19 protein-coding genes are annotated in these 22858 nt (G+C 68.9%); 15 read left to right on the forward strand and 4 right to left on the reverse strand.

Annotation, left to right across the window (positions count from 1 at the left end):
• Nucleotides 1–105: 105 nt before the first annotated feature.
• Complete coding sequence (uvrA, locus tag HCA44_RS09730) at nucleotides 106–3183, forward strand: excinuclease ABC subunit UvrA (RefSeq protein WP_346764657.1); 3078 nt, start codon at nucleotides 106–108, stop codon at nucleotides 3181–3183.
• A 133-nt stretch (nucleotides 3184–3316) separates the two neighbouring features.
• A complete protein-coding gene (gene htpG / locus HCA44_RS09735; protein WP_169648340.1) occupies nucleotides 3317–5284 on the forward strand; it encodes a molecular chaperone HtpG in 1968 nt (655 codons plus the stop codon).
• A gap of 57 nt (nucleotides 5285–5341) precedes the next feature.
• On the opposite strand, the gene HCA44_RS09740 is transcribed toward htpG, so the two are convergent.
• Nucleotides 5342–5746: a DUF1844 domain-containing protein gene (locus tag HCA44_RS09740; RefSeq protein ID WP_240945405.1), complete on the reverse strand. Its 405-nt coding sequence runs from the start codon at nucleotides 5744–5746 to the stop codon at nucleotides 5342–5344.
• Nucleotides 5747–6166: 420 nt separating this feature from the next.
• Here HCA44_RS09740 and infC point away from each other — a divergent pair, with 420 nt between their 5' ends.
• The 6 genes from infC to pheT all read left to right on the forward strand — a co-directional run bounded on the left by infC (nucleotide 6167) and on the right by pheT (nucleotide 12195).
• The gene (gene infC / locus HCA44_RS09745; RefSeq protein WP_169648341.1) at nucleotides 6167–6832 is read left to right on the forward strand and encodes a translation initiation factor IF-3; all 666 of its coding nucleotides are present in this window, start codon (nucleotides 6167–6169) and stop codon (nucleotides 6830–6832) included.
• A 57-nt stretch (nucleotides 6833–6889) separates the two neighbouring features.
• Nucleotides 6890–7084 (forward strand): 50S ribosomal protein L35, encoded by a 195-nt coding sequence (rpmI, locus tag HCA44_RS09750; protein WP_169648342.1) that lies wholly within the window; start codon nucleotides 6890–6892, stop codon nucleotides 7082–7084.
• Between the two features lie 86 nt (nucleotides 7085–7170).
• The gene (gene rplT / locus HCA44_RS09755) at nucleotides 7171–7560 is read left to right on the forward strand and encodes a 50S ribosomal protein L20 (protein WP_169648343.1); all 390 of its coding nucleotides are present in this window, start codon (nucleotides 7171–7173) and stop codon (nucleotides 7558–7560) included.
• A 59-nt stretch (nucleotides 7561–7619) separates the two neighbouring features.
• Nucleotides 7620–8438, forward strand: coding sequence for an RNA methyltransferase (locus tag HCA44_RS09760; RefSeq protein ID WP_169648387.1), 819 nt, complete (start codon nucleotides 7620–7622; stop codon nucleotides 8436–8438).
• 208 nt (nucleotides 8439–8646) lie between these two features.
• Nucleotides 8647–9654, forward strand: a complete 1008-nt coding sequence (gene pheS, locus HCA44_RS09765) for a phenylalanine--tRNA ligase subunit alpha (RefSeq protein ID WP_206037972.1) — start codon at nucleotides 8647–8649, stop codon at nucleotides 9652–9654.
• 54 nt (nucleotides 9655–9708) lie between these two features.
• Nucleotides 9709–12195, forward strand: a complete 2487-nt coding sequence (gene pheT / locus HCA44_RS09770) for a phenylalanine--tRNA ligase subunit beta (protein ID WP_169648345.1) — start codon at nucleotides 9709–9711, stop codon at nucleotides 12193–12195.
• A gap of 7 nt (nucleotides 12196–12202) precedes the next feature.
• Here pheT and HCA44_RS09775 read toward each other — a convergent pair whose 3' ends face one another.
• Nucleotides 12203–13303, reverse strand: coding sequence for an Lrp/AsnC family transcriptional regulator (locus HCA44_RS09775; protein WP_169648346.1), 1101 nt, complete (start codon nucleotides 13301–13303; stop codon nucleotides 12203–12205).
• A gap of 58 nt (nucleotides 13304–13361) precedes the next feature.
• Between HCA44_RS09775 and HCA44_RS09780 the strand changes: the two genes are divergently transcribed.
• The 3 genes from HCA44_RS09780 to HCA44_RS09790 are packed head-to-tail and all read left to right on the forward strand — an operon-like array spanning nucleotide 13362 to nucleotide 16569.
• On the forward strand, nucleotides 13362–14675 hold the full coding sequence (locus HCA44_RS09780) for an NAD(P)-binding domain-containing protein (protein ID WP_169648347.1): 1314 nt from the start codon (nucleotides 13362–13364) through the stop codon (nucleotides 14673–14675).
• A complete protein-coding gene (locus HCA44_RS09785; protein ID WP_169648348.1) occupies nucleotides 14672–15589 on the forward strand; it encodes a bile acid:sodium symporter family protein in 918 nt (305 codons plus the stop codon). Before HCA44_RS09780 ends, HCA44_RS09785 begins: the two co-directional genes overlap by 4 nt.
• Nucleotides 15586–16569 carry an NAD-dependent epimerase/dehydratase family protein gene (locus HCA44_RS09790; protein WP_169648349.1) on the forward strand — a complete coding sequence of 328 codons (984 nt, stop codon included), beginning with the start codon at nucleotides 15586–15588 and terminating at the stop codon, nucleotides 16567–16569. The genes HCA44_RS09785 and HCA44_RS09790 overlap by 4 nt, the downstream gene beginning before the upstream one ends.
• 15 nt (nucleotides 16570–16584) lie before the next feature.
• Here the strand turns inward: HCA44_RS09790 and HCA44_RS09795 are convergent, their stop codons facing one another.
• Both HCA44_RS09795 and HCA44_RS09800 read right to left on the reverse strand, forming a co-directional pair.
• Entirely contained in the window at nucleotides 16585–16695 is a 111-nt protein-coding gene (locus HCA44_RS09795) for a methionine/alanine import family NSS transporter small subunit (protein WP_169648350.1), read from the reverse strand.
• Nucleotides 16692–18239, reverse strand: a complete 1548-nt coding sequence (locus tag HCA44_RS09800) for a sodium-dependent transporter (protein WP_346764658.1) — start codon at nucleotides 18237–18239, stop codon at nucleotides 16692–16694. Before HCA44_RS09800 ends, HCA44_RS09795 begins: the two co-directional genes overlap by 4 nt.
• Nucleotides 18240–18411: 172 nt before the next feature.
• On the opposite strand from HCA44_RS09800, the gene argC reads away from it, so the two are divergent.
• The 4 genes from argC to HCA44_RS09820 are packed head-to-tail and all read left to right on the forward strand — an operon-like array spanning nucleotide 18412 to nucleotide 22854.
• Entirely contained in the window at nucleotides 18412–19467 is a 1056-nt protein-coding gene (gene argC / locus HCA44_RS09805) for an N-acetyl-gamma-glutamyl-phosphate reductase (RefSeq protein WP_169648352.1), read from the forward strand.
• Entirely contained in the window at nucleotides 19464–20693 is a 1230-nt protein-coding gene (argJ, locus tag HCA44_RS09810; protein ID WP_169648353.1) for a bifunctional glutamate N-acetyltransferase/amino-acid acetyltransferase ArgJ, read from the forward strand. Before argC ends, argJ begins: the two co-directional genes overlap by 4 nt.
• Nucleotides 20690–21631 carry an acetylglutamate kinase gene (gene argB, locus HCA44_RS09815; protein WP_169648354.1) on the forward strand — a complete coding sequence of 314 codons (942 nt, stop codon included), beginning with the start codon at nucleotides 20690–20692 and terminating at the stop codon, nucleotides 21629–21631. The genes argJ and argB overlap by 4 nt, the downstream gene beginning before the upstream one ends.
• Nucleotides 21631–22854, forward strand: a complete 1224-nt coding sequence (locus HCA44_RS09820; protein ID WP_169648355.1) for an acetylornithine transaminase — start codon at nucleotides 21631–21633, stop codon at nucleotides 22852–22854. The genes argB and HCA44_RS09820 overlap by 1 nt, the downstream gene beginning before the upstream one ends.
• Nucleotides 22855–22858: the final 4 nt, after the last annotated feature.

Genomic DNA, 22858 nt, shown 5'->3' on the forward strand with positions numbered 1-22858 from the left:
CGCCGGCTGCTGGACGGTCCGGGTGCTCGAGTCCGGGCATCCCCGTGGCCGAAGCCGGGGGCACGAGAACACGGCCCGGGGACAGAGAACATGAAGGGACACGGAGTGGCCGATCGTCTGATCGTGCGAGGTGCTCGCGAGCACAACCTGCGAGGGGTCGACGTCGATCTGCCCCGCGACAGCCTGATCGTCTTCACGGGGCTGTCCGGTTCGGGCAAGTCGAGCCTCGCGTTCGACACGATCTTCGCCGAAGGGCAACGTCGTTACGTCGAATCGCTGTCGGCGTACGCGCGTCAGTTCCTGGGCCAGATGGACAAGCCCGACGTCGACTTCATCGAAGGTCTGTCTCCCGCGGTGTCGATCGACCAGAAGTCCACCAACCGCAATCCGCGCTCCACGGTGGGCACGATCACCGAGGTGTACGACTACCTGCGTCTGCTGTTCGCACGCGCGGGCACCCCGCACTGTCCGGTGTGCGGCGAGAAGATCGCCCGGCAGACACCGCAGCAGATCGTCGACCAGGTGCTCGAGATGGAAGAGCGCACGCGTTTCCAGGTGCTCGCGCCCGTGGTCCGCACTCGCAAGGGCGAATTCGTCGACCTGTTCGAACAGCTCAACACCCAGGGCTACTCGCGTGTGCGTGTCGACGGCGTCGTGTATCCGCTCACCGAACCGCCGACGCTCAAGAAGCAGGAGAAGCACGACATCGAGGTGGTCGTCGACCGCCTCACCGTCAAGGCCGGAGCGAAGCAACGGCTCACCGATTCGATCGAAACGGCGCTGCGCCTCGCGGAAGGCATCGTCGTGCTCGATTTCGTCGATCGCGACGAGAACGCGCCCGACCGCGAGCGCCGCTTCTCCGAGCGTCTCGCATGTCCCAACGGGCACCCGTTGTCCGTGGACGAGCTCGAGCCGCGCTCGTTCTCGTTCAACTCGCCCTACGGCGCATGCCCCGAGTGCGCGGGCCTGGGTATCCGCAAGGAGGTCGACCCCGATCTCGTCGTCCCCGATCCCGACAAGACACTCGCCGAAGGAGCCATCGCACCGTGGTCGATGGGGCAGAGCTCCGAGTACTTCGGCCGCCTGCTGTCCGGCCTCGGCGACATCCTCGGCTTCGACATGGACACGCCGTTCGCGAAGCTCCCGGCGAAGGCGCGCAAGGCGATCTTGAACGGCAGCACCGACCAGGTCCACGTGCGCTACAAGAATCGGTACGGCCGTACCCGCTCGTACTACGCCGACTTCGAAGGCGTCATGCCGTTTCTCCACCGGCGGCTCGAACAGACCGAGTCCGACCAGATGAAGGACCGGTACGAGGGGTACATGCGCGACGTCCCGTGCCCGGCATGCGGCGGTGCCCGGTTGCGCCCCGAGATCCTCGCCGTCACGGTCGACAGCACCGGGATGGGTGCCAAGTCGATCGCCGAGGTCGCCGACCTCTCGATCGCCGAATGTGCCGACTTCCTGGGCACGCTCGTGCTCGGCTCGCGCGAGCAGGCCATCGCGGGGCAGGTGCTCAAGGAGGTGCAGGCACGGCTCGGGTTCCTGCTCGACGGGGGCTTGGACTACCTGTCGCTCGCGCGTGCCGCGGGCACGCTCTCCGGCGGTGAGGCGCAGCGCATCCGACTCGCGACGCAGATCGGGTCGGGTCTGGTCGGCGTCCTGTACGTGCTCGACGAGCCGTCGATCGGTCTGCATCAGCGCGACAACCGTCGGCTCATCGAAACCCTCACGCGGCTCAGGGATCTCGGCAACACACTCATCGTCGTCGAACACGACGAGGACACCATCCGGGCTGCCGACTGGATCGTCGACATCGGCCCGTTCGCCGGCGAGCACGGCGGCAAGGTCGTGCACAGCGGCTCGTACGACGGGCTGTTGGCGAACGAAGAGTCGCTCACCGGTGCGTACCTCGCGGGTCGATCGGTCATCGAGACACCGATGGTGCGTCGCCCGAACGATCCCAAGCGCCAGGTCACCGTGGTGGGTGCGCGCGAGAACAATCTGCGCGGCATCGACGTGAGCTTCCCGCTCGGCGTCCTCACCGCGGTCACCGGCGTTTCCGGCTCGGGCAAGTCGACCCTCGTCAACGAGATCCTCGCGACCGTCATGGCCAACAAGCTCAACGGCGCCCGGCAGGTGCCGGGCCGGCACACACGCGTCAACGGTCTCGACCAGCTCGACAAGCTTGTGCAGGTCGACCAGTCGCCCATCGGTCGCACGCCGCGCTCGAATCCGGCGACGTACACGGGCGTGTTCGACAAGATCCGCACGCTGTTCGCGGCCACCACCGAAGCGAAGGTGCGTGGCTACCAGCCGGGCAGGTTCTCGTTCAACGTCAAGGGCGGTCGATGCGAGGCGTGCTCGGGCGACGGCACGCTCAAGATCGAGATGAACTTTCTCCCCGACGTGTACGTGCCGTGCGAGGTCTGTCAGGGCGCGCGCTACAACCGCGAAACGCTCGAGGTGCACTACAAGGGCAAAACCATTGCCGAGGTGCTCGACATGCCGATCGACGAGGCCGCAGAGTTCTTCGAGCCGGTGCAGTCGATCCACCGCTACCTCAAGACCCTCGTGGAGGTCGGTCTCGGCTACGTGCGCCTGGGGCAGCCGGCCACCACGCTGTCGGGGGGCGAGGCGCAGCGCGTCAAGCTGGCCGCCGAACTGCAGAAGCGCACCAACGGGCGCTCGGTCTACATCCTCGACGAGCCCACGACGGGCCTGCACTTCGAGGACATCCGCAAGCTGCTCGGGGTTCTCAACGGACTCGTCGACAAGGGCAACACGGTCATCGTGATCGAGCACAACCTCGACGTCGTCAAGACCGCCGACTGGATCGTCGACATGGGGCCCGAAGGTGGCGCGGGCGGCGGCACCGTAGTCGCGCAGGGCACCCCGGAGGACGTCGCGGCAGTGCCGGAAAGCTACACCGGCAAGTTCCTACGGGAGATCCTCGCGTCCGACGCGACACCGGCGAAGACGTCCACGGCGGCGTCCGGCTCGACCCGCCCACGGGCTACCGCGAAGAAGACGGCAGCCGGCGCCAAGACTGCAGCGGGCACCAAGACCGCAGCGGGCGCAAAGACCGCAGCGGGCGCAAAGACCGCAGCGGGCGCAAAGGCAACCGCGGCGAAGAAGGCCGCCGCCAAGAAGGCGTCGCGCAAGGCAGCCGCACTGAAATAGCCGGGGCTTCCCTGGGGAGGGGCCGGCCACGGCTGCGGCCGTGCTCCGGCCCGTCGGCCCCGGAATTATCATGACTCGATGCGCGCGGGCACCGGGCGTCCGCGCCGATCGTCACACACGGAGATCGGGAGTAATGAGCACGAAGGTCGAACACCGCGAATTCCAGGCCGAGACGCGTCAGCTTCTGGACCTGATGATCCACTCGATCTACTCGAACAAGGACACGTTCCTGCGCGAGCTCGTGTCGAATGCGTCCGACGCGCTCGACAAACTCAAGCTCGAGGCGTTCCGCGACAAGGATCTCGACGTCGACACGTCGGACCTGCACATCGAACTCGACACCGATGCCGACGCCCGCACGCTCACCGTGCGCGACAACGGCATCGGCATGACCCGCGACGAAGTCGTCGACCTGATCGGCACGCTCGCGAAGTCGGGCACTGCGCAGCTGCGCGGTGCGCTCAGTGCCGCGCAGAACGCCGAGAGTGCCGCTGCCGCAGAGGAACTGATCGGACAGTTCGGTATCGGCTTCTACTCGAGTTTCATGGTCGCGGACACCGTCACCCTGCTCACTCGCAAGGCAGGGGAGAAGACGGCCACCCGCTGGGAGTCGAGCGGCGAGGACACGTACACCATCGAGGAGGTCGACGACGCTCCGCAGGGGACGTCCGTCACCCTGCATCTGAAGCCGAACGACGAGGACGATCACGTCCGCGACTACACGTCCGAGTGGACGCTCGAGGACATCGTCAAGAAGTATTCGGACTTCATCGCGTGGCCCATCCGTATGCAGGTCGAGCGCACCACCACGGTCGGTGAGGGCGAGGACGCGAAGGACGAGACGACCGTCGAGGTCAAGACGCTCAACTCGATGAAGGCGCTGTGGACCCGTCCGCGGGACGAGGTGTCCGACGACGAGTACCACGAGTTCTACAAGCATGTCGCGCACGCGTGGGACGAGCCGCTCGAGATCATTCCGATGAAGGCCGAGGGCACGTTCGAGTACCAGGCGCTGCTGTTCCTGCCGTCGGTCGCGCCGTTCGACCTGTTCATGCGGGACGCGAAGGTGGGCGTCCAGCTGTACGTGCGCCGCGTGTTCATCATGGACGACTGCGAAGAGCTGATCCCGCCGTACCTGCGGTTCGTCAAGGGCGTCGTGGATGCGCAGGACCTGTCGCTCAATGTGTCCCGCGAGATCCTCCAGCAGGACCGTCAGATCCGCGCGATCCGGCGTCGTCTCACCAAGAAGGTTCTCGCGACGATCAAGGACCTGCGCACCGAGCAGCCGGAGAAGTACCGGACGTTGTGGACGCAGTTCGGCCGGGCGCTCAAGGAGGGCCTGCTGTCGGACACCGACAATCGCGATCTGATCCTGTCGATCTCGGCTTTCGAGTCGACTGCGACTGATCGAGGCGACGACGCCGACGAGTCGGCACGGTGGACGAGTCTTGCCGAGTACGTCGAGCGTATGAAGCCGGGGCAGGATGTCGTCTACTACATGACCGGCGAGTCGCGTCAGCAGATCGAGAACTCGCCGCACATGGAGGCGTTCGCGGCCAAGGGGCTCGAGGTGCTGCTGCTCACCGACCCGGTCGACGAGATGTGGGTCGACGCGGTGCCGGAGTTCGAGGGCAAGCGGCTGCAGTCGATCGCGAAGGGCGAGTTCGACCTCGACGACTCGGAGGACGAGGACTCGGAGGCGAAGCGCGACGAGCGCGAGAAGCAGTTCGCGGACCTGCTCGCGTGGCTCGGGGATGCTCTCGGCGATCACGTGCGGGACGTGAAGATCTCGTCGCGGCTCACCACGTCGCCCGCCGTGCTCGTCGGCGACGCGTTCAGCATGTCGCCCACCCTCGAGCGCCTCTACCGGGCGTCGGGGCAGCCGGTGCCGGTCACCAAACGCACGCTCGAGCTCAACCCCGACCACGAACTGGTCAAGGCGCTCGAATCGGCGCACAGCGCGTCGACCGACGATGCGGAGCTGCGCGACACCGCCGAACTCCTGTACGGAATGGCCCTCATCGCGGAGGGCGGTGAGCTCGACGACCCCGCGGCGTTCACGCGCAAGCTCGCGCAGCAACTCACGCGTTCGCTCGGCTGACGCCCGGGCGGCGGGTCGGCAGGCAACGAGCCCGGCCGGCCCGCCGCCCGCGGTCGATCAGTAGACCGGGCCGGTGTACTTCTCGCCAGGGCCTTGCCCGGGTTCGTCCGGGTACGCCGAGGACTCGCGAAATGCTCGCTGCAAGGCCTGCAGGCCTTCGCGGATCGGGCCGGCGTGCGGGCCGAGGTACTCGACCGACGCGGTGACCAGGCCCGCGAGGGCGGTGATGAGGCGTCGCGCCTCGTCGAGGTCGAAGTGCGGGCTCGCGAGCGGATCGTCCGCGGCGAGTCCGAGCTTCTCGGCTGCCGAACTCATCAGCATGACGGCGGACCGGCTGATGACCTCGATCGCCGGGATCTCGGAAAGCTCGCGCACGTCGACCTCGCCGGGGAGAGTGCCCTGCGGTTGCTCGTCGGAGCCGTGCGCGTGCTCGCCGGGTACGGCGTCCTGCTTGTCTGTCATGGTCTCCAGAATGGCATCCCCACCTGGGGGCGTGGCGCCCGGTGGCCGTGCCGCGGGCACTCGGCGGCCTCGATTGGCAGCAACTCCGAATCCGGTGGTATCGTCGTGTCACGACCGTCTTCGTGGTCGCTGTGTTGTGTCCACCCTGTGTGGACGCGATGTGATCTGCGAAGGCAGCAAGTGGAGTCCGACTCCCACCCCTCGTCGCGCCGGACATTCCGTTCCCCTGGAGCGGAACAACAGTCCTCAGTGACGTGGTGGTCCGGTCGCCCGGCTCGACAGGGCCGGGTTCTTCCCCGAGGGAGTCCTCGGGGAGGGCGTGAGTTTCCGGCATTCGTTCCGGTGTCACGCCGACCGGTCGGCAATCGGGCCCCGTGGGTGAGTTCCTCGCCACGGGGCTTTCTTGTCGGGAACCGGGCAGTGCGGGCTGCAGGCGGTCACCATGCACCGCTCTACCGAGGAGGCCCCATCAGCACTGAGACTCGCATCAACGAGCGCATCCGCGTCCCCGAGGTCCGCCTGGTGGGCCCCGGAGGCGAACAGGTTGGCATCGTGCGTGTTGAGGATGCTCTCCGCTTGGCCAACGAGGCCGATCTCGACCTGGTCGAGGTCGCGCCCGACGCCCGTCCGCCGGTCGCCAAGATCATGGACTACGGCAAGTTCAAGTACGAGGCAGCGCAGAAGGCGCGCGAATCGCGCCGCAACCAGCAGCAGACCGTCATCAAGGAGCAGAAGCTCCGGCCGAAGATCGACGACCACGACTACGAGACCAAGAAGCGCAATGTCGTGCGTTTCCTCGAGGCCGGGTCGAAGGTCAAGGTGACGATCATGTTCCGTGGCCGTGAGCAGTCACGCCCCGAGTTGGGCTTCCGGCTGCTGCAGCGTCTCGGCGCGGACGTCGCCGACCTCGGCTTCATCGAGACCGCTCCCAAGCAGGACGGCCGCAACATGACCATGGTCCTGGCGCCGCACAAGGGTGCCAAGACCCGTGCGAAGGCTCAGGAGGGTGCTGCCGCGGCAGCATCTGCACGGCGCCCGTCGCCGACGGCGCAGCAGCCGGCGTCCGGCGAGGCACCGACCCGCTGACGCCCGACCGAATGCACAACCCGGACCCAGTCCGGTACGACAGAGAACCGAGGATTCATGCCCAAGTCGAAGACCCACAGCGGCACCGCGAAGCGATTCAAGGTGTCCGGTAGCGGAAAGATCCTGCGCCAGAAGGCCGGTCGCCGCCACCTGCTCGAGCACAAGCCCACCAAGGTCACGCGTCGTCTCGACGGCAAGACCGAGGTCGCGAAGGCGGACGTTCCCCGCATCAAGCGCCTGCTCGACATCTGACGACCGTTCCCCGACCATCGACCGGGTCGTGGCCCACGCGCACGAGCGTTCGGCCCCCCGATCACAGAGACTGACAGGATTTACCAGTGGCACGCGTAAAGAGGGCGGTCAACGCCCAGAAGAAGCGCCGTTCGACTCTCGAGGCATCGAAGGGCTACCGCGGACAGCGGTCGCGCCTGTACCGCAAGGCGAAGGAGCAGCAGCTCCACTCGCTCACCTACGCCTACCGCGACCGCCGCGCGCGCAAGGGTGACTTCCGCAAGCTGTGGATCACGCGCATCAACGCCGCCGCGCGGGCGAACGACATCACGTACAACCGCCTCGTCCAGGGCCTCAAGCTCGCGGGCGTCGAGGTCGACCGCAAGAACCTCGCAGAGCTCGCGGTCAACGACGCCGCGGCGTTCGCCGGTCTCGTCGCAGTCGCGAAGGCAGCTCTGCCTGCCGACGTGAACGCTCCGGCCGGAGAAGCGGCCTGAGTTCGTCGTCGCCCCGGCGATCGACAGCCGATCCCGAACTCGTGGATCCCGAACGGCCCGTGGAGGCGCTCACCGAGCGCACTCCACGGGTCGTTTCCGCTGTCAAGCTCCATCGCGGGGCCGAGCGCCGCAAGACCGGCCGCTTCCTCGTCGAGGGGGAGAACGCCGTCGCCGAGGCGTTGCACGATGCCCGCGTCCACGACGTGTTCGTCACCGCCGACGCGGCGCAGCGATATGCCGCCGTCGTCGCCGCGGCCCGGAAGCGTGGCGTGCGGGTGTCGACGGTCACCGACAAGGCCGCGCGGGCGCTCAGTGACACGGTCACACCCCCCGGGGTCGTCGCAGTCGCCGACGTCGTCGACGTCCCCGTCGAGGATGCGCTCACGCGCGGCGCCCGGCTCGTCGCGGTCCCCGTCGGGGTCGGCGAGCCCGGCAACGCCGGCACCCTCGTCCGCGTCTCCGACGCGGTCGGAGCTGATGGGATCGTCTTCGCGGGCGACAGTGTCGACCCTCACAACGGCAAGGCCGTGCGCTCGTCCGCGGGCAGCCTGTTCCACCTTCCGGTGGTGCGCGAACGCGACGTCGACGCCGTGCTCGACGCTCTGCACGGATCAGGGTTCACCGTGCTGGCGACGACCGTCGACGGCGAGATCGAACTCGACGACGCGGACGAATTGCTCGCGCAGCCGACCGCGTGGCTGTTCGGCAGCGAAGCGCACGGATTGCCGCCCGACCTCGCCGCACGTGCCGACCACCGCGTGCGCATCCCCATCCGCGGCCGCGCCGAGAGCCTGAACCTCGCGACCGCCGCGTCGATCTGCCTGTACTCGAGTGCGCGCGTGCAGGCCCGCGCCGCCCGCGCGGAAAACGGGTCCTGACTGCCGATAACATGGACCTTCGGGGCGCCGACCTCACCGGCCCGTGCGGCCGGCACACGAAGAACGTGAAGGAGTGGCACGGCACGTGGCTGACAGCAACACGGCAGCGGACCACGCTGGCAACACGGCAGCGGACCACGCTGGCAACACGGCAGCGCAGAGCGCCGACGACACCGCAGGCGGCGCCGAGGCGCTCACCGATGCGGCACTGACGGCGGCCGCCGAGTCGGCCGAGAAGGCATTCGACGGCGCCGCCGACCTCGACGCGCTCGCGCAGGCCAAGATCGCCCACATCGGCGACAAGTCGCCCATCGCCCTGGCCCGCCGCGCGCTCGGCACGCTCCCGAAGTCGGAGAAGGCGGACGCGGGCAAGCGGGTCAACGTCGCGCGCACCCGCGTCGCCGACGCATACGACGCGCGTCGCGCGGTGCTCACCGCCGAACGCGACGCCGCAGTCCTCGTGTCCGAGGCGATCGACGTCACACTGCCCGCGCAGCGTCAGCCCGTCGGCGCGCGGCACCCGATCACGATCATCGCGGAACAGGTGTCCGACGTGTTCGTCTCGATGGGCTGGGAGGTCGCCGAAGGCCCCGAGGTCGAGACCGAGCACTTCAACTTCGACGCACTGAACTTCCTGCCCGATCATCCGGCGCGCACGATGCAGGACACCTTCCACATCGCGCCCGAGGATTCGCGTCAGGTGCTGCGCACCCACACCTCGCCGGTGCAGGTCCGCACGATGCTCGAGCGCAAGCCCCCGATCTACATCGTGTGCCCCGGGCGCACCTTCCGCACGGACGAACTCGACGCGACCCACACGCCGGTGTTCTCGCAGGTCGAGGGGCTCGCCGTCGACAAGGGCCTCACCATGGCCCACCTGCGCGGCACGCTCGACGCGTTCGCGCGGGCGTTGTTCGGGCCCGAGACACGCACCCGCATGCGCCCGAACTACTTCCCGTTCACCGAACCGTCGGCGGAGGTCGACGTCTGGTTCCCGCGCAAGAAGGGTGGCGCGGGGTGGGTCGAATGGGGTGGTTGCGGCATGGTCAACCCCAAGGTCCTCGTCGCGTGCGGCGTCGACCCCGACGAGTACTCGGGCTTCGCATTCGGCATGGGCCTCGAACGCACCCTCCAGTTCCGCAACGGCATCCCGGACATGCGCGACATCGTCGAGGGCGATGTGCGTTTCACCCTGCCGTTCGGCGTGCAGGGCTGACCCGCGCCGTCACCGACACCACGCATCCGGACGAGACGAAAGAGCTGAACAGACGTGCGAGTAGCGCAATCCTGGCTGACCGAAGTCCTGCAGCGGGCCAATCCCGACTGGGAGACCACCGCGGCCGAACTGGACGAGGGTTTCGTCCGGGTGGGGCTCGAGGTCGAAGAGGTCGATCCGCTCCCCGCCGTCGACGGGCCGCTCGTGATCGGCAAGGTCGTCTCGATCGAGGAGCTCACCGGCTTCAAGAAGCCCATCCGCTTCTGTCAGGTCGACGTCGGCAATCCGGAACCGCAGGAAATCGTCTGCGGCGCACGTAACTTCGCGGAGGGCGATCTGGTCGTCGTCGCCCTGCCGGGTACGACGCTGCCGGGCGGCTTCGAGATCGCCGAACGCAAGACCTACGGCAAGTACTCCCGCGGCATGATCTGCTCGGTGTCGGAACTCGGTCTCGGCTCCGATCACTCCGGGATCCTCGTGCTCGCACCGGGTTCGAGCCTGCCCGGCGCCGACGCGCGCGAGTTCCTCGGCCTCGACGACACGGTGATCGAGCTCAACATCACGCCCGACCGCGGGTACTGCTTCTCGGTGCGCGGGCTCACGCGCGAACTCGCCAACGGTTTCGACCTCGAGTTCGCCGACCCCGCATTCGTACCCGCACTGCCCGCCGAGGGCGACGCGTGGCCGGTGCGGGTCGAGCCGGAGTCGGGTGCGACGCGCTTCGCGATGAGACGAGTGACCGGTATCGACCCGGCGGCCACGACGCCGTGGTGGATGCAGCGCCGCCTGCTGTTGTCGGGGGTGCGGCCCATCTCGCCCGCTGTCGACGTCACCAACTACGTGCTGCTCGAACTGGGGCAGCCGCTGCACGCGTTCGACGCGGCCAAGGTGTCCGGGGAACTCGTCATCCGCCGCGCACAGCGGGGGGAGACCCTCGTCACTCTCGACGACACCGAACGCACCCTCGATCCCGAGGACGTCGTGATCGCCGACGACACGGGAGCCGTGTCGCTCGCCGGTGTGATGGGCGGTGCGAGTACCGAGGTCGCGACCGACACCACCGACGTCCTGCTCGAGGCCGCCGCGTGGAGCCCGCTCGCGGTGTTCCGTACCGCGCGCAGACACAAGCTCGGCAGCGAGGCGAGCAAGCGGTTCGAGCGCACGGTCGATCCCGCGCTCGCCGCACACGCGCTCGACCGCGCCGCGTCGCTGCTCGTCGACATCGCGGGCGGCCGTGTCGAGCCTCTGCTCACCGACGTCGGCGACGTACCCGCGCGGCCCGCCGTCCACATGGACATCGATCTTCCCGACCGGGTCGCGGGCGTCGAGTACCCGAACGGCACGGCGGCGCGCAGACTCACCCAGATCGGGTGCGCCGTCGAGGTCGGCGTCAGCGCCTCCGGGCACGGCGAGATCGTCGCGACGCCGCCGTCGTGGCGCCCCGATCTCGAGCAGCCGGCCGACCTCGTCGAGGAGGTGCTACGGCTCGAGGGGCTCGAGCGCATCCCGTCGGTGCTGCCACCCGCCCCGCCCGGGCGGGGGCTCACTCCCCGGCAGAAGCGCACCCGCGCGGTGGGTCGCGCGCTCGCCTACAGCGGATACGTCGAGGTGCTGCCGCCGGAGTTCCTGCCCGCCGACGTGTTCGACGTGTGGGGACTGCCGGCAGACGATCCACGCCGGAACACCACCAAGGTGCTCAACCCGCTCGAAGCGGACCGTCCGGACCTGCCGACCACGCTGCTGCCCGGCATGCTGGAGATCCTGCAGCGCAATGTGTCCCGCGGCCAGCGCGACCTGTCGCTGTTCGGCATCGCGCAGGTCGTTCTGCCCGGTCCCGACACCAAGCCGGTTCCCGCGCTTCCGGTCGACCGCAGGCCCACCGACGAACAGATCGCGCAACTCGAGGCGTCGCTGCCCGCACAGCCGCAACGCGTCGCGGGTGTGCTCACGGGGCTGCGTGAGCCGAGTGGACCGTGGGGCCCCGGCCGCGACGCGGACGCGACCGACGCATTCGCCGCCGTCCGCACCGTTGCCGACGCGGCGGGAGTTGGCGTCGCACTGCGCGCGGTCGATCATCTGCCGTTCCATCCGGGCCGCGGTGCGGAGGTTCTGCAGGGAGATCGGGTCGTCGGCTACGCGGGTGAACTGCATCCCGCGGTGCTCGAGCGGGCCGGACTGCCTCCGCGCACGTGCGCGTTCGAGATCGACCTCACCGCACTGCCGCTCGTCGAGAACTATCCGGCGCCGCAGGTGTCGCCTTTCCCGGCGGTGCTGCAGGACGTCGCTGTCGTGGTGGCACGCGAGGTTGCGGCCGAGACGGTGCGCGATGCGCTCGTGTCGGGCGGTGGCGCACTGCTCGAGGACGTCCGATTGTTCGACGTCTTCGAAGGCGATCAGGTGGGCGAGGGCAACAAGTCGCTCGCTTTCGCGCTCCGCTTCCGTGCCAGCGACCGTACGCTCACCGAGGACGAGGCGAGCGCCGCGCGCGACGCCGCCGTCGACGCGGCGGCGCGTGCCGTGGGAGCCCGCCTGCGCGCGTGACGGCGCGTCAGTCCTCCTCGGGTGATGCCGGGTCCGGCTCGGACACTACCGCCGGGTCCGGCGGTATACCCTGATCGGTCCACACGTCGGGGACGACCGTCTCCACACGTCGGCCGTGTTCGTCGAGCACGGTGCCGAACAACTTGTGCAGGCGCAGGTTGATCGCACGGTCGACGATCGTGAGGCCCGGCACGTCGGCGGCCAGTCGAGCTTCGACGCCCGGCAGTTCGCCCGGACTGTGCAGCCACACCTGCACCACCAGGTTCGCGCTCGCGACGACCGCGAAAGCGTTGCGCACCTCCGGCATCCGCGCCGCCGCACGACCCGCGTCGTCCAGTCGGGCGGGCGGCACCGAGCACCACAGTGTGGCGAGGACGTTGAATCCCGCTGCGGGGCGCGCGAACTCGCATCGAAAACCGACCAGCCGGGCGCTCAGGAGACGGTCGAGGCGACGCTTGGTGGCTTGCGGCCCGGTGCCGGCGATGCGGGCGAGATCGCGCATCGGGGTGCGGCCGTCGGCGGCGAGCGCTGCGAGTACGCGTCGATCGTCCGGGGTGATCCGGGTGGGGGTGAGGGGGCGACCCGAGCGGGGGTGCGGCGCGGAGGCGTCCGGTTCCTCGCCGGGGGCCAGTGCGTCCAGCCGCCACGCGCCGCCCTGCGCGAACCATCGCGTGACGACATGGGTGCGGATCGCCTCGACGCCGGGTAGCCGCGTGAGTGTGTCGCGGACGAGTTCGACGCTGCGAGAGAAGGAGTCGGTGCCGGTCGTGACGAGTAGGCTGGCCGGCTCGGAGATCTCCTCGATCGTCGCGGCGTGGGGCAGCGCGGCCAACGCGCGCACGGTGTCGGCGGTGCGGTGCGGCGCGCATGTGAGTTCGACGAGCGTCGTACTCACCTCCTCCAGCACGCGCGCCCCCGGTGTCAGAGTGACCCAGGCGAGGTTCGCGTCGGTGAGCCTCGTCCACCGGCGTGCGAGCGTCGCGGCGTCGAGGCCGAGCGAGTCCGACAGGGCGAGCCATGTGGAGCGCGGCGACCATTGCAGGGCATTGATTATCCTCAGGTCGATTTCGTCTATCCCGCGGAACTTCTCCGGCGCGTGCGCACTCATGGCGCAATTATCCTGCATTTGCGGGGCCCGATTCGTGCTTCCTGCGACGCTGACGTTCATGCAGGAAAACACGCGGGAACGATACGCGCTCATCGGTGCCGGGCCGTCCGGACTCGCGGGTGCCCGGAACCTCGACCGGTACGGAGTGCCGTTCGACGGGTTCGAATCCCACAGCGACGTCGGGGGGCTGTGGGACATCGACAACCCGCGCAGCACGGTGTACCGCTCGGCGCACCTGATCTCGTCGAAGACGACGACCCAGTTCACCGAGTTCCCGATGGCCGAGTCGGTGCCGGACTATCCGGGGCACGCCGCGCTTGCCGACTACTTCCGTGCGTACGCGGACGAGTTCGGCCTGCGTGAGCGCTTCCGGTTCGGCACCGACGTCGTGCGCGCCGAGCCGGCCGACGACGGGTGGGTGGTCACGACGCGCGACCACGCGGGCACCGAGACCACGTCGCTGTACGCCGGCGTGATCGCGGCGAACGGCACGCTCGCAACACCGCACGTGCCGGACTTCGCGGGCGAGTTCACGGGCGAATTCCTGCACACCGCGCGGTACAAGGACCCGACTCTCTTCGCGGGCAAACGGGTCCTCGTGATCGGTGCGGGGAACTCGGGTTGCGACATCGCCGTCGACGCCGTGCATCACGCGGCATCGGTCGACCTCAGCGTGCGCCGCGGCTACCACTTCGTGCCCAAATACATGTTCGGGCGTCCCGCGGACACCCTGACACGGGGACGACCGCTGCCGCCGCGCATCAAACAGCGGGTCGACGCGCTGCTGCTCGCGCAGTTCACCGGCGATCCGACTCGTTTCGGTCTGCCCGCGCCCGACCACCGGTTGTACGAGTCCCATCCCGTCGTCAACTCGCTGATCCTGCACCATCTCGGGCACGGCGATGTCCGGGTGCGTGCCGACATCGAGCGGTTCGAAGGGGCCGAGGTCCGCTTCGTCGACGGCGCGGTCGCCGAGTACGACATCGTCGTGAGCGCGACGGGTTACCGCCTCGACTATCCCTTCCTCGACCGCGCGCATCTGTCGTGGACCGGCGACGCGCCTCCGTTGTTCCTCAACCTCGCGAGCCCACGCCACCGGAATCTGTTCGTTCTGGGGATGGTCGAGGCGTCCGGACTCGGCTGGCAGGGGAGATTCGAGCAGGCCGAGCTCGTTGCGAAGGTGATCGCCGCGCAGACCCGTGCTCCCGGTGCGGCGAAGGAATTCGCTCGTGCCGCAGCGGGTCCGCCGCCCGATCTGTCCGGCGGCTACCGGTACGTGACGCTGCGGCGCATGGCGTACTACGTCGAGAAGAATGCCTACCGGCGCGCGGTGCGTGCGTGGTCCGAGCGCATCCCGGTGGGGCCCGCGTGAGCGGCGACGTCGACTCGGTCACGCTGAACTTCTCGCCGGGTTCGCTGATCGCACTCGACATCGTGCTCGCGGCGATCATGCTCGGCATCGCGCTCGACACGTCGGTCGCCGACTTCCGTCGCGCGCTGCGCAGGCCCAAGGCGATGGCCGTGGGCGTCGCGGCCCAGTTTCTGCTGTTGCCCGCGATCACGTTCGCGCTCACGGTGATACTCGATCCTGCGCCGTCGGTCGCGCTCGGCATGATCCTCGTGGCGTGTTGTCCGCCGGGCAACATCTCGAACGTGCTGACCCACCGCGCGGGCGGCGACGTCGCCCTGTCGGTGTCGATGACCGCGGTGTCGAACGTGTTGTCGATCTTCCTGCTGCCGCTCAACTTCGCGTTCTGGGGCAGCAGACGCGACGAGACTCATGCGCTGCTGCGCTCGGTGGATCTCGACGCTGCGCAGATGGTCGTCGAGATCGCGCTGATCATCGGGCTGCCGTTCGTGCTCGGCATCTGGACTGCACGCCGCGCACCGGGATTGGCGGCCAAGGCCCAACCGTGGGTCAAGAACGGCGCGCTCGTCGCGCTCCTCGTGTTCATCGTCGCCGCGCTCGCAGGCAATGCGTCGTACTTCGCCGGATACATCGGCGTCGTGTTGCTCGCGGTGTTCGTGCACGACGCGCTGGCGTTGGGTCTCGGCTACGTGTGCGGGTGGGCGACCGGTCTGCCCGAGTTCAGCAGGCGGGCCGTGTCGTTCGAGGTCGGCGTGCGCAATGCGGGTCTCGGTCTCGGGCTCGTGGTCACATTCTTCGACGGTCTCGGCGGCATGGCGATCGTCGCGGGCTGGTGGGGCATCTGGGACATCGTCGCGGGGCTCGTCCTTGCGACGGCATGGTCCCGTCGTCGGATCCGAACGGAGGCAACGGCATGACAGGTCGAGCATTGGTGACGGGCGCGAACGGGTTCCTGGGGCGTGCGGTGGTCGACGCGCTCGTGCGGCGTGGGGTGGACGTCGTCGGCGTCGATCTCGCGGTTCCGGATGCCGCAGCACCCGGTGTGACACACGTCGTGGGGGACGTGCGGGACGCGGACGGAATCGACGCGCTGTTCGCGGAGCACCGCCCCGACGTCGTCGTGCACCTCGCATCGATCGTCACACCCGGCCGCGGGACGACCCCCGAGCAGGAGTACGCCGTCGACGTCGACGGCGCGCGCACCGTGCTCGAGGCGTGTGCCGCGCACGGCACGCGCCGCATCGTGGTGTCGTCGTCCGGCGCGGCGTACGGCTATCACGAGGACAATCCGGACCCGATCACCGAGTGCGCCGAGGTGCGCGGCAACGACGAGTTCACCTACAGCAAGCACAAGCGTCTCGTCGAGGAGATGCTCGCGGAGTACCGCAACCACTCGCCGCAACTCGAGCAGGTGGTTTTCCGTATCGGCACGATCCTCGGCGAGCGCGTCGACAACCAGATCACCGCGCTGTTCGACAAGCCGCGACTGCTTGTCGTGAAGGGCAGCGCGAGCCCGTTCGTGTTCGTGTGGGACACCGACGTCGCCGAGGTGTTCGCGCTCGCGGTCACCGGCGATCGCGTCGGCGTGTTCAATGTCGCGGGCGACGGCACGATGACCGTGCCGGAGATCGCCGCCGCGATGGGCAAGTCGACGCTCACACTGCCCGCGTGGGTACTGGCCGCGGCGCTGCGGATCGGCCGGGCCCTCGGCGTCACCGAGCACGGCCCCGAAAGGGTCGGATTCCTGCAGTACCGGCCGGTCCTGTCGAACCAGCGGCTCAAGGACGTCTTCGGCTACACGCCGCGGTACACGACGCGTGAGGCGTTCGACGCGTATCTCGCGGCCCGAACGCAGCGTGCCGACCCCGCGAAGGCGGGATCGGCACGCAACGACTGACGGGTCGTGTTCGCGTCAGTCGTCCTCCGGATCGGGATGCTTGCGCAGATGCACGATGCTGGCGGCCAGCCCACCCCATACGAAGACGAGGGCGACGAGCATCATGACGACGGCGGTGGCGCTCATCGGGTGGCTCCTTCGGTCGGCGCGGCGAGGGCGTCGGGCGCGAGATCCGGTGGTGGGGTGAGCGCGGTGCCCCGCGGCCACGGCAGGAACGACACCGCGAGCGCGAGGACGACGATCGCGATCTGGACGGCCCAGCCGAAGCCGACGACGAGCGAGTCGGGCAGCCCGCCGTAGCCTTCGCGGACCCGCTCGACCACCTGGTCGGCGAGCATCCAGATCAGCACCGCGGGAGTGAGGACGCCGGCGAGGAATCGCCACACCATGCCCACCTTGAACGACGAGACGGCGTTGAGGTGCGCTTCGAGCTCGGGCAGGCGGCGCAAGCCCCACGTGATGACGACGAGCGTCACGAGCGCGACGGTCACGATGCCGATGTTGTTCGCGAAGTTGTCGACGACATCGAGCGTGTTGAGGCCGGTGGACGTCGGGAAGAGGACGAGTGACGTGGCGGCCGACAAGACGCCGACGATGAGGACCGCGGGAACGCGGCCGATCCCCGCCTTCTCCTGCACGGCCGCGACACACACCTGCACGATGCTGATCAGCGACGTGAAGCCCGCGAGCATCAGCGAGACGAAGAACAAGACGCCCAGCACCGGGCCGCCGGGCATCGTCGAGATGATGGTGGGGAATGCGATGAACGCGAGCCCGATTCCGCTCTCCACGACCTCGCCGACGGCGACGCCGCTGGCCTGGGCCATGTAGCCGAGCACCGCGAACACGCCGATACCCGCGAGGATCTCGAAGCTCGAGTTCGAGAAGCCGACGACCAGGCCCGAGCCCGTGAGATTGGTGCGGCGTTTGAGGTACGACGCGTACGTGATCATGATGCCGAAGCCGACCGAGAGCGAGAAGAAGATCTGTCCGTACGCGGCGATCCACACCCCACTGTCGGTGAGCGCGGACCAGTTAGGGGTGAAGAACGCGTCGAGCCCCTCGGCGGCGCCGTCGAGGAAGAGAGCGCGCACCACGAACACGGCGAACAGCACCACCAGGACCGGGATGAACACGATCGCCGAACCGCCGATGCCCTTCTGCACACCCAGCGCGAGGATGACGATCGTCGCGAGCCACACGAGCGCGAGCGGCCACACGACGGCGGGCACGTAGTCGAAGGCGAAGGTGGCCTCCGAGTCCTGCTGCAGGAAGTCGGACGCGAAGAATCCGGCGGGATCGTCCCCCCAGGACTCGCTGATCGAGAAGAACGTGTAACGCAGTGCCCACGCGATGATCACGGCGTAGTACACGGCGATGACGAAGCAGATGCCGACCTGCCACCAGCCGATGGCCTCGGTGGGCCTGCTGAGGCGGCGGAACGCGAGCGGCGGCGACCCGCGGAAACGGTGCCCGATCGCGTAGTCGACGAACAGAAGTGTCAGGCCCGCGGTGAGCAGGGCGATGAGGTAGGGGACGATGAACGCGCCACCGCCGCCTTCGTAGGCCACATAGGGAAATCTCCAGATGTTCCCGAGGCCGACTGCCGAGCCGATGGCGGCAAGGATGAACACCGTCCGTCCCGACCACACCTCGCGTTTCTGCTCCACTGGGGCCACCTTCCGAGTTGTCCGATACGGTCGAAGAGTGTGGCACACGCCGCAGACGGTTCGGGCTGGATACCGAGGACCGCACGGCGTGGCGGTCCTGCTAACGGGTGCGGTCCGGCAGCCGAACTCAATGGTTATGCATCGGCATGCACGATGATGCATAATGGTGTCCATGACCGACCACGCACGTTCCCCCATCCGGGTCGCGGTAGCGGGAGCCAGCGGCTACGCCGGTGGCGAGGTGCTCCGTCTTCTCCTCGGGCATCCCGCATACCTTGACGGCACGCTCACCATCGGCGCCCTCACCGCGGGCGGCAATGCGGGCACCACGCTCGCCGAACACCACCCCAACCTGGTGCCGCTCGCCGACCGGGTGCTGGAGGAGACCACTCTCGACACGCTGTCCGGCCACGACGTCGTGTTCCTCGCGCTGCCGCACGGCAACTCGGCCCGTTATGCGCGGGAGTTGCCCGACTCCACCGTCATCCTCGACTGCGGCGCCGACTTCCGGTTGCAGGATGCGGACGCGTGGGAGCGGTACTACGGCTCCGAGCACGCGGGTACGTGGCCCTACGGCCTGCCCGAACTGCCCGGTGGACGCGACGCATTGCGCGAGGCGACGCGTATCGCGGTACCCGGGTGCTATCCCACGGCGGCGTCGCTCGCGCTCGCACCCGCCGTCGCGGCCGGCATCGTCTCGCCGTCGGTCAACATCGTCGCGGTCAGCGGCGCATCGGGCGCGGGCCGGTCACCGAAGGTCGCCCTGCTCGCGGCCGAGGTCATCGGCTCGGCCCGCGCGTACGGCGTGGGCGGCGCGCACCGGCACACGCCCGAGATCGCGCAGAACCTGTCGGCCGCAGCCGGCGCGCCGGTGTCCGTGTCCTTCACGCCCGTGCTGGTACCGATGGCGCGGGGCATCCTCGCGACGTGCACCGCACCCACCACCGTCGACTCCGCGACGGCGCGCGCGGCATACGAGAAGGCCTACCACGACGAACCGTTCGTGCACCTGCTGCCCGAAGGTGCACTGCCCGAGACCGGTTCGGTGCTCGGGTCGAACGCGGTGCATCTCGCGGTGACGGTCGACGCCGACGCCGGGCAACTCGTCGTCGTCGCCGCGATCGACAACCTGACGAAGGGCACGGGCGGCGGCGCAGTGCAGTCGATGAATCTCGCGCTCGGGTTGCCCGAGACCGCGGGCCTGTCCACCGTGGGGGTCGCGCCATGACCGACACGTCGATCGGAACGCCCGTCGCGGGCGGCCTCCTCACCCGAACCCAGGGCGTCACCGCGCCCGCCGGTTTCCGTGCGGCCGGCATCGCCGCGGGGATCAAGGCGAACGGCAAGCCGGACCTCGCACTCGTCGTCAACGAGGGCCCCGAACTCTCCGCCGCGGGCGTATTCACCGCCAACAAGGTCAAGGCCGCGCCGGTGCTGTGGTCCCAGCAGGTCCTCACCACGGGCACCCTGCGGGCCGTCGTGCTCAACTCGGGAGGTGCCAACGCCTGCACCGGCGCACCCGGCTTCCAGGACAGCCACCGCACCGCCGAAGAGGTCGCCGCCGCGCTCAGCAACTGGGGTACCGACACCGGTGCGATCGAGGTCGCGGTGTGCTCGACCGGCCTGATCGGCGACCGGCTGCCGATGGACAAGGTCAGCGCAGGCGTCACCGAGATCGTGCACGAACTCGCGGGCGGACTCTCCGGCGGCACCGATGCGGCGCACGCGATCATGACCACCGACACCGTGCCCAAACAGGCAGCACTGCACCACGACGGCAAGTGGAATGTCGGCGGCATGGCGAAGGGCGCGGGCATGCTCGCCCCGTCGCTCGCCACAATGCTGTGCGTCGTCACCACCGATGCGGTCGCGACGCCCGAACAGCTCGACACCGCACTGCGCGCCGCTACGCGCGTCACCTTCGACCGTCTCGACGTCGACGGCGCCACCTCCACCAACGACACCGTTCTGCTGCTGGCGTCGGGCGCGAGCAATGTCGCACCCACCCAGGACGAGCTGAACGCCGCCGTCACGGCCGTGTGCGACGACCTCGCCGACCAGATGATGGCCGACGCGGAGGGAGTCACGAAGCGTGTGCGGATCACTGTGCGCGGCGCGGTCGACGAGAACGACGCGCTCGTGGGGGCGCGCACGATCGCGCGCGACAGCCTCGTGAAGACGGCGCTCTTCGGCTCCGATCCGAACTGGGGGCGCGTGCTCGCCGCGATCGGCATCGCACCGATCGCGCTGGATCCCGACACGATCGCGGTGTACTTCGACGGTCGTCCGGTGTGCCTGGACGGTGTCGGCGCGCCCGGCGCCCGAGAAGTAGACCTGACCGGTGCCGACATCGACCTCGTCGTCGATCTCGGCATGGGCGACGCGTCGGTCACGATCCGCACGACGGACTTGTCGCACGCGTACGTCGAAGAGAACTCGGCGTACTCGTCATGACTCTCGCAGGCGTGACCGAACACCAGAAGGCACTCGTCCTCGCCGAGACGCTGCCGTGGCTGCAGTCCTTCCGCGACAAGATCGTGGTGGTCAAGTACGGCGGCAATGCGATGGTCGACAGCGAACTCAAGACGGCATTCGCGGCCGACATGGCACTGCTGCGTACGGTCGGCATCCACCCGGTCGTCGTGCACGGCGGCGGCCCGCAGATCAACGCGATGCTCGCGCGGCTCGGCATGAGCGGCGAATTCCGCGGCGGCTTCCGCGTCACCACACCCGAAGTCATGGACGTGGTGCGGATGGTCCTGTTCGGGCAGGTCGGTCGTGAACTCGTCGGCTTGATCAACGCACACGGCCCCTATGCCGTCGGCATCTCGGGCGAGGACGCGCACCTGTTCACCGCGAGCAGGCGCACCGTCACCGTCGACGGTGTCGCGACCGACATCGGCCTCGTCGGCGACGTCACCTCCGTTGACCCCGCCGCGGTGCTCGATCTTGTTGCGGCAGGCCGTATTCCGGTCGTGTCGTCGATCGCCCCCGATGTCGACGGCGTGGTGCACAACATCAACGCCGACACCGCGGCCGCGGCACTCGCCGAAGCCGTCGGGGCCGAGAAGCTCGTGGTACTCACCGACGTCGAGGGCCTCTACACCGACTGGCCGGACCGCTCGTCCCTCGCGAGCGAGATCGACACCGACGCCCTCGCCGCGCTGCTGCCGAGCCTCGACTCGGGCATGGTCCCGAAGATGGAAGCGTGCCTGCGCGCCGTGCGTGGGGGAGTGCCGTCGGCACACGTCATCGACGGTCGCATCGCGCACTCGGTCCTGCTCGAGCTGCTCACCCGCGAAGGCATCGGCACCATGGTCGTCCCGGCGGGATCGGACGGCACCGGCACGAAACAGGAACAAGCGGCCTCGAATCAGGAAGGGGGAGCGTGATGACCGGCACGTTCGACATCCAGCGGCGGTGGGAAGAGTCGCTCATGGACAACTACGGCGTACCGAAGCTCGCGTTCGTGCGCGGCGACGGGGCCGTGCTCACCGACGCCGACGGCAGACGGTACGTCGACTTCCTCGGTGGCATCGCGGTCAACATCCTCGGGCACGCACATCCCGCGATCGTCGACGCCGTCACGAAGCAACTCTCGACGCTCGGCCACGTGTCGAATCTGTACGCGAGCGAGCCCGTCGTCACCCTCGCCGAGCGTCTGCTCGGGCTGTTCGGTCATCCGGGGCGAGCGTTCTTCTGCAACTCGGGCACCGAGGCCAACGAGGCCGCGTTCAAGCTGGCGCGACTGACGGGCCGCACCAAGATCGTCGCGGCGCGCAATGCATTCCACGGCCGCACGATGGGTGCGCTCGCGCTCACCGGCCAGGAGGACAAGCGGGCGCCGTTCGAGCCGCTGCCGGCGGGAGTCGTGCACGTCGACTACGGCGACGTCGCGGCACTCGAGGCCGCGGTCGACGACGACACCGCGGCAGTCGTGCTCGAACCGATCATGGGCGAGTACGGCGTCGTGGTTCCGCCCGAGGGGTACCTGCAGGCGGCCCGCGCGATCACCGAGCGGCACGGCGCACTGTTGATGCTCGACGAGGTGCAGACCGGAGTCGCGCGCACCGGCTGGTTCTTCGCGCACCAGGCGGCGGGCATCGTCCCCGACGTCGTCACCCTCGCCAAGGGCCTCGGCGGCGGCCTGCCGATCGGTGCGGTGCTCGCCACCGGCCGCGCCGCCGCGCTGTTCGGCCCCGGCAAGCACGGCACGACCTTCGGTGGCAATCCGGTGTGCGCGGCCGCGGCGCTCGCGGTGCTCGACACCGTCGCGTCGGAAGACCTCGTGTCGCGCGCCGACGCGCTCGGCAAGACCCTCGTCGCCGACATCGAAGGACTGGGACACCCGCTCGTCGACCACGTGCGCGGCGCGGGCCTGCTGCTCGGCATCGTCCTCACCGCACCCGCCGCGAAAGCGGTCGAGGACGCGGCCCGCGAGGCGGGTTTCCTGGTCAACGCGGCGCGGCCGGACACCGTCCGACTCGCACCGCCGCTCGTCGTCACCGACGAGCAGGTGCAGGCCCTGGTGGCGGCCCTGCCCGGGATCTTCGACACAGCAGCGTCGGCCGCCACGCCGGACGCACGATCGGCGACCACGCCGGGAGAGAAGTAGACGC

This window comes from Rhodococcus sp. HNM0569, assembly GCF_012726205.1.
Lineage (GTDB): Bacteria > Actinomycetota > Actinomycetes > Mycobacteriales > Mycobacteriaceae > Rhodococcus_F.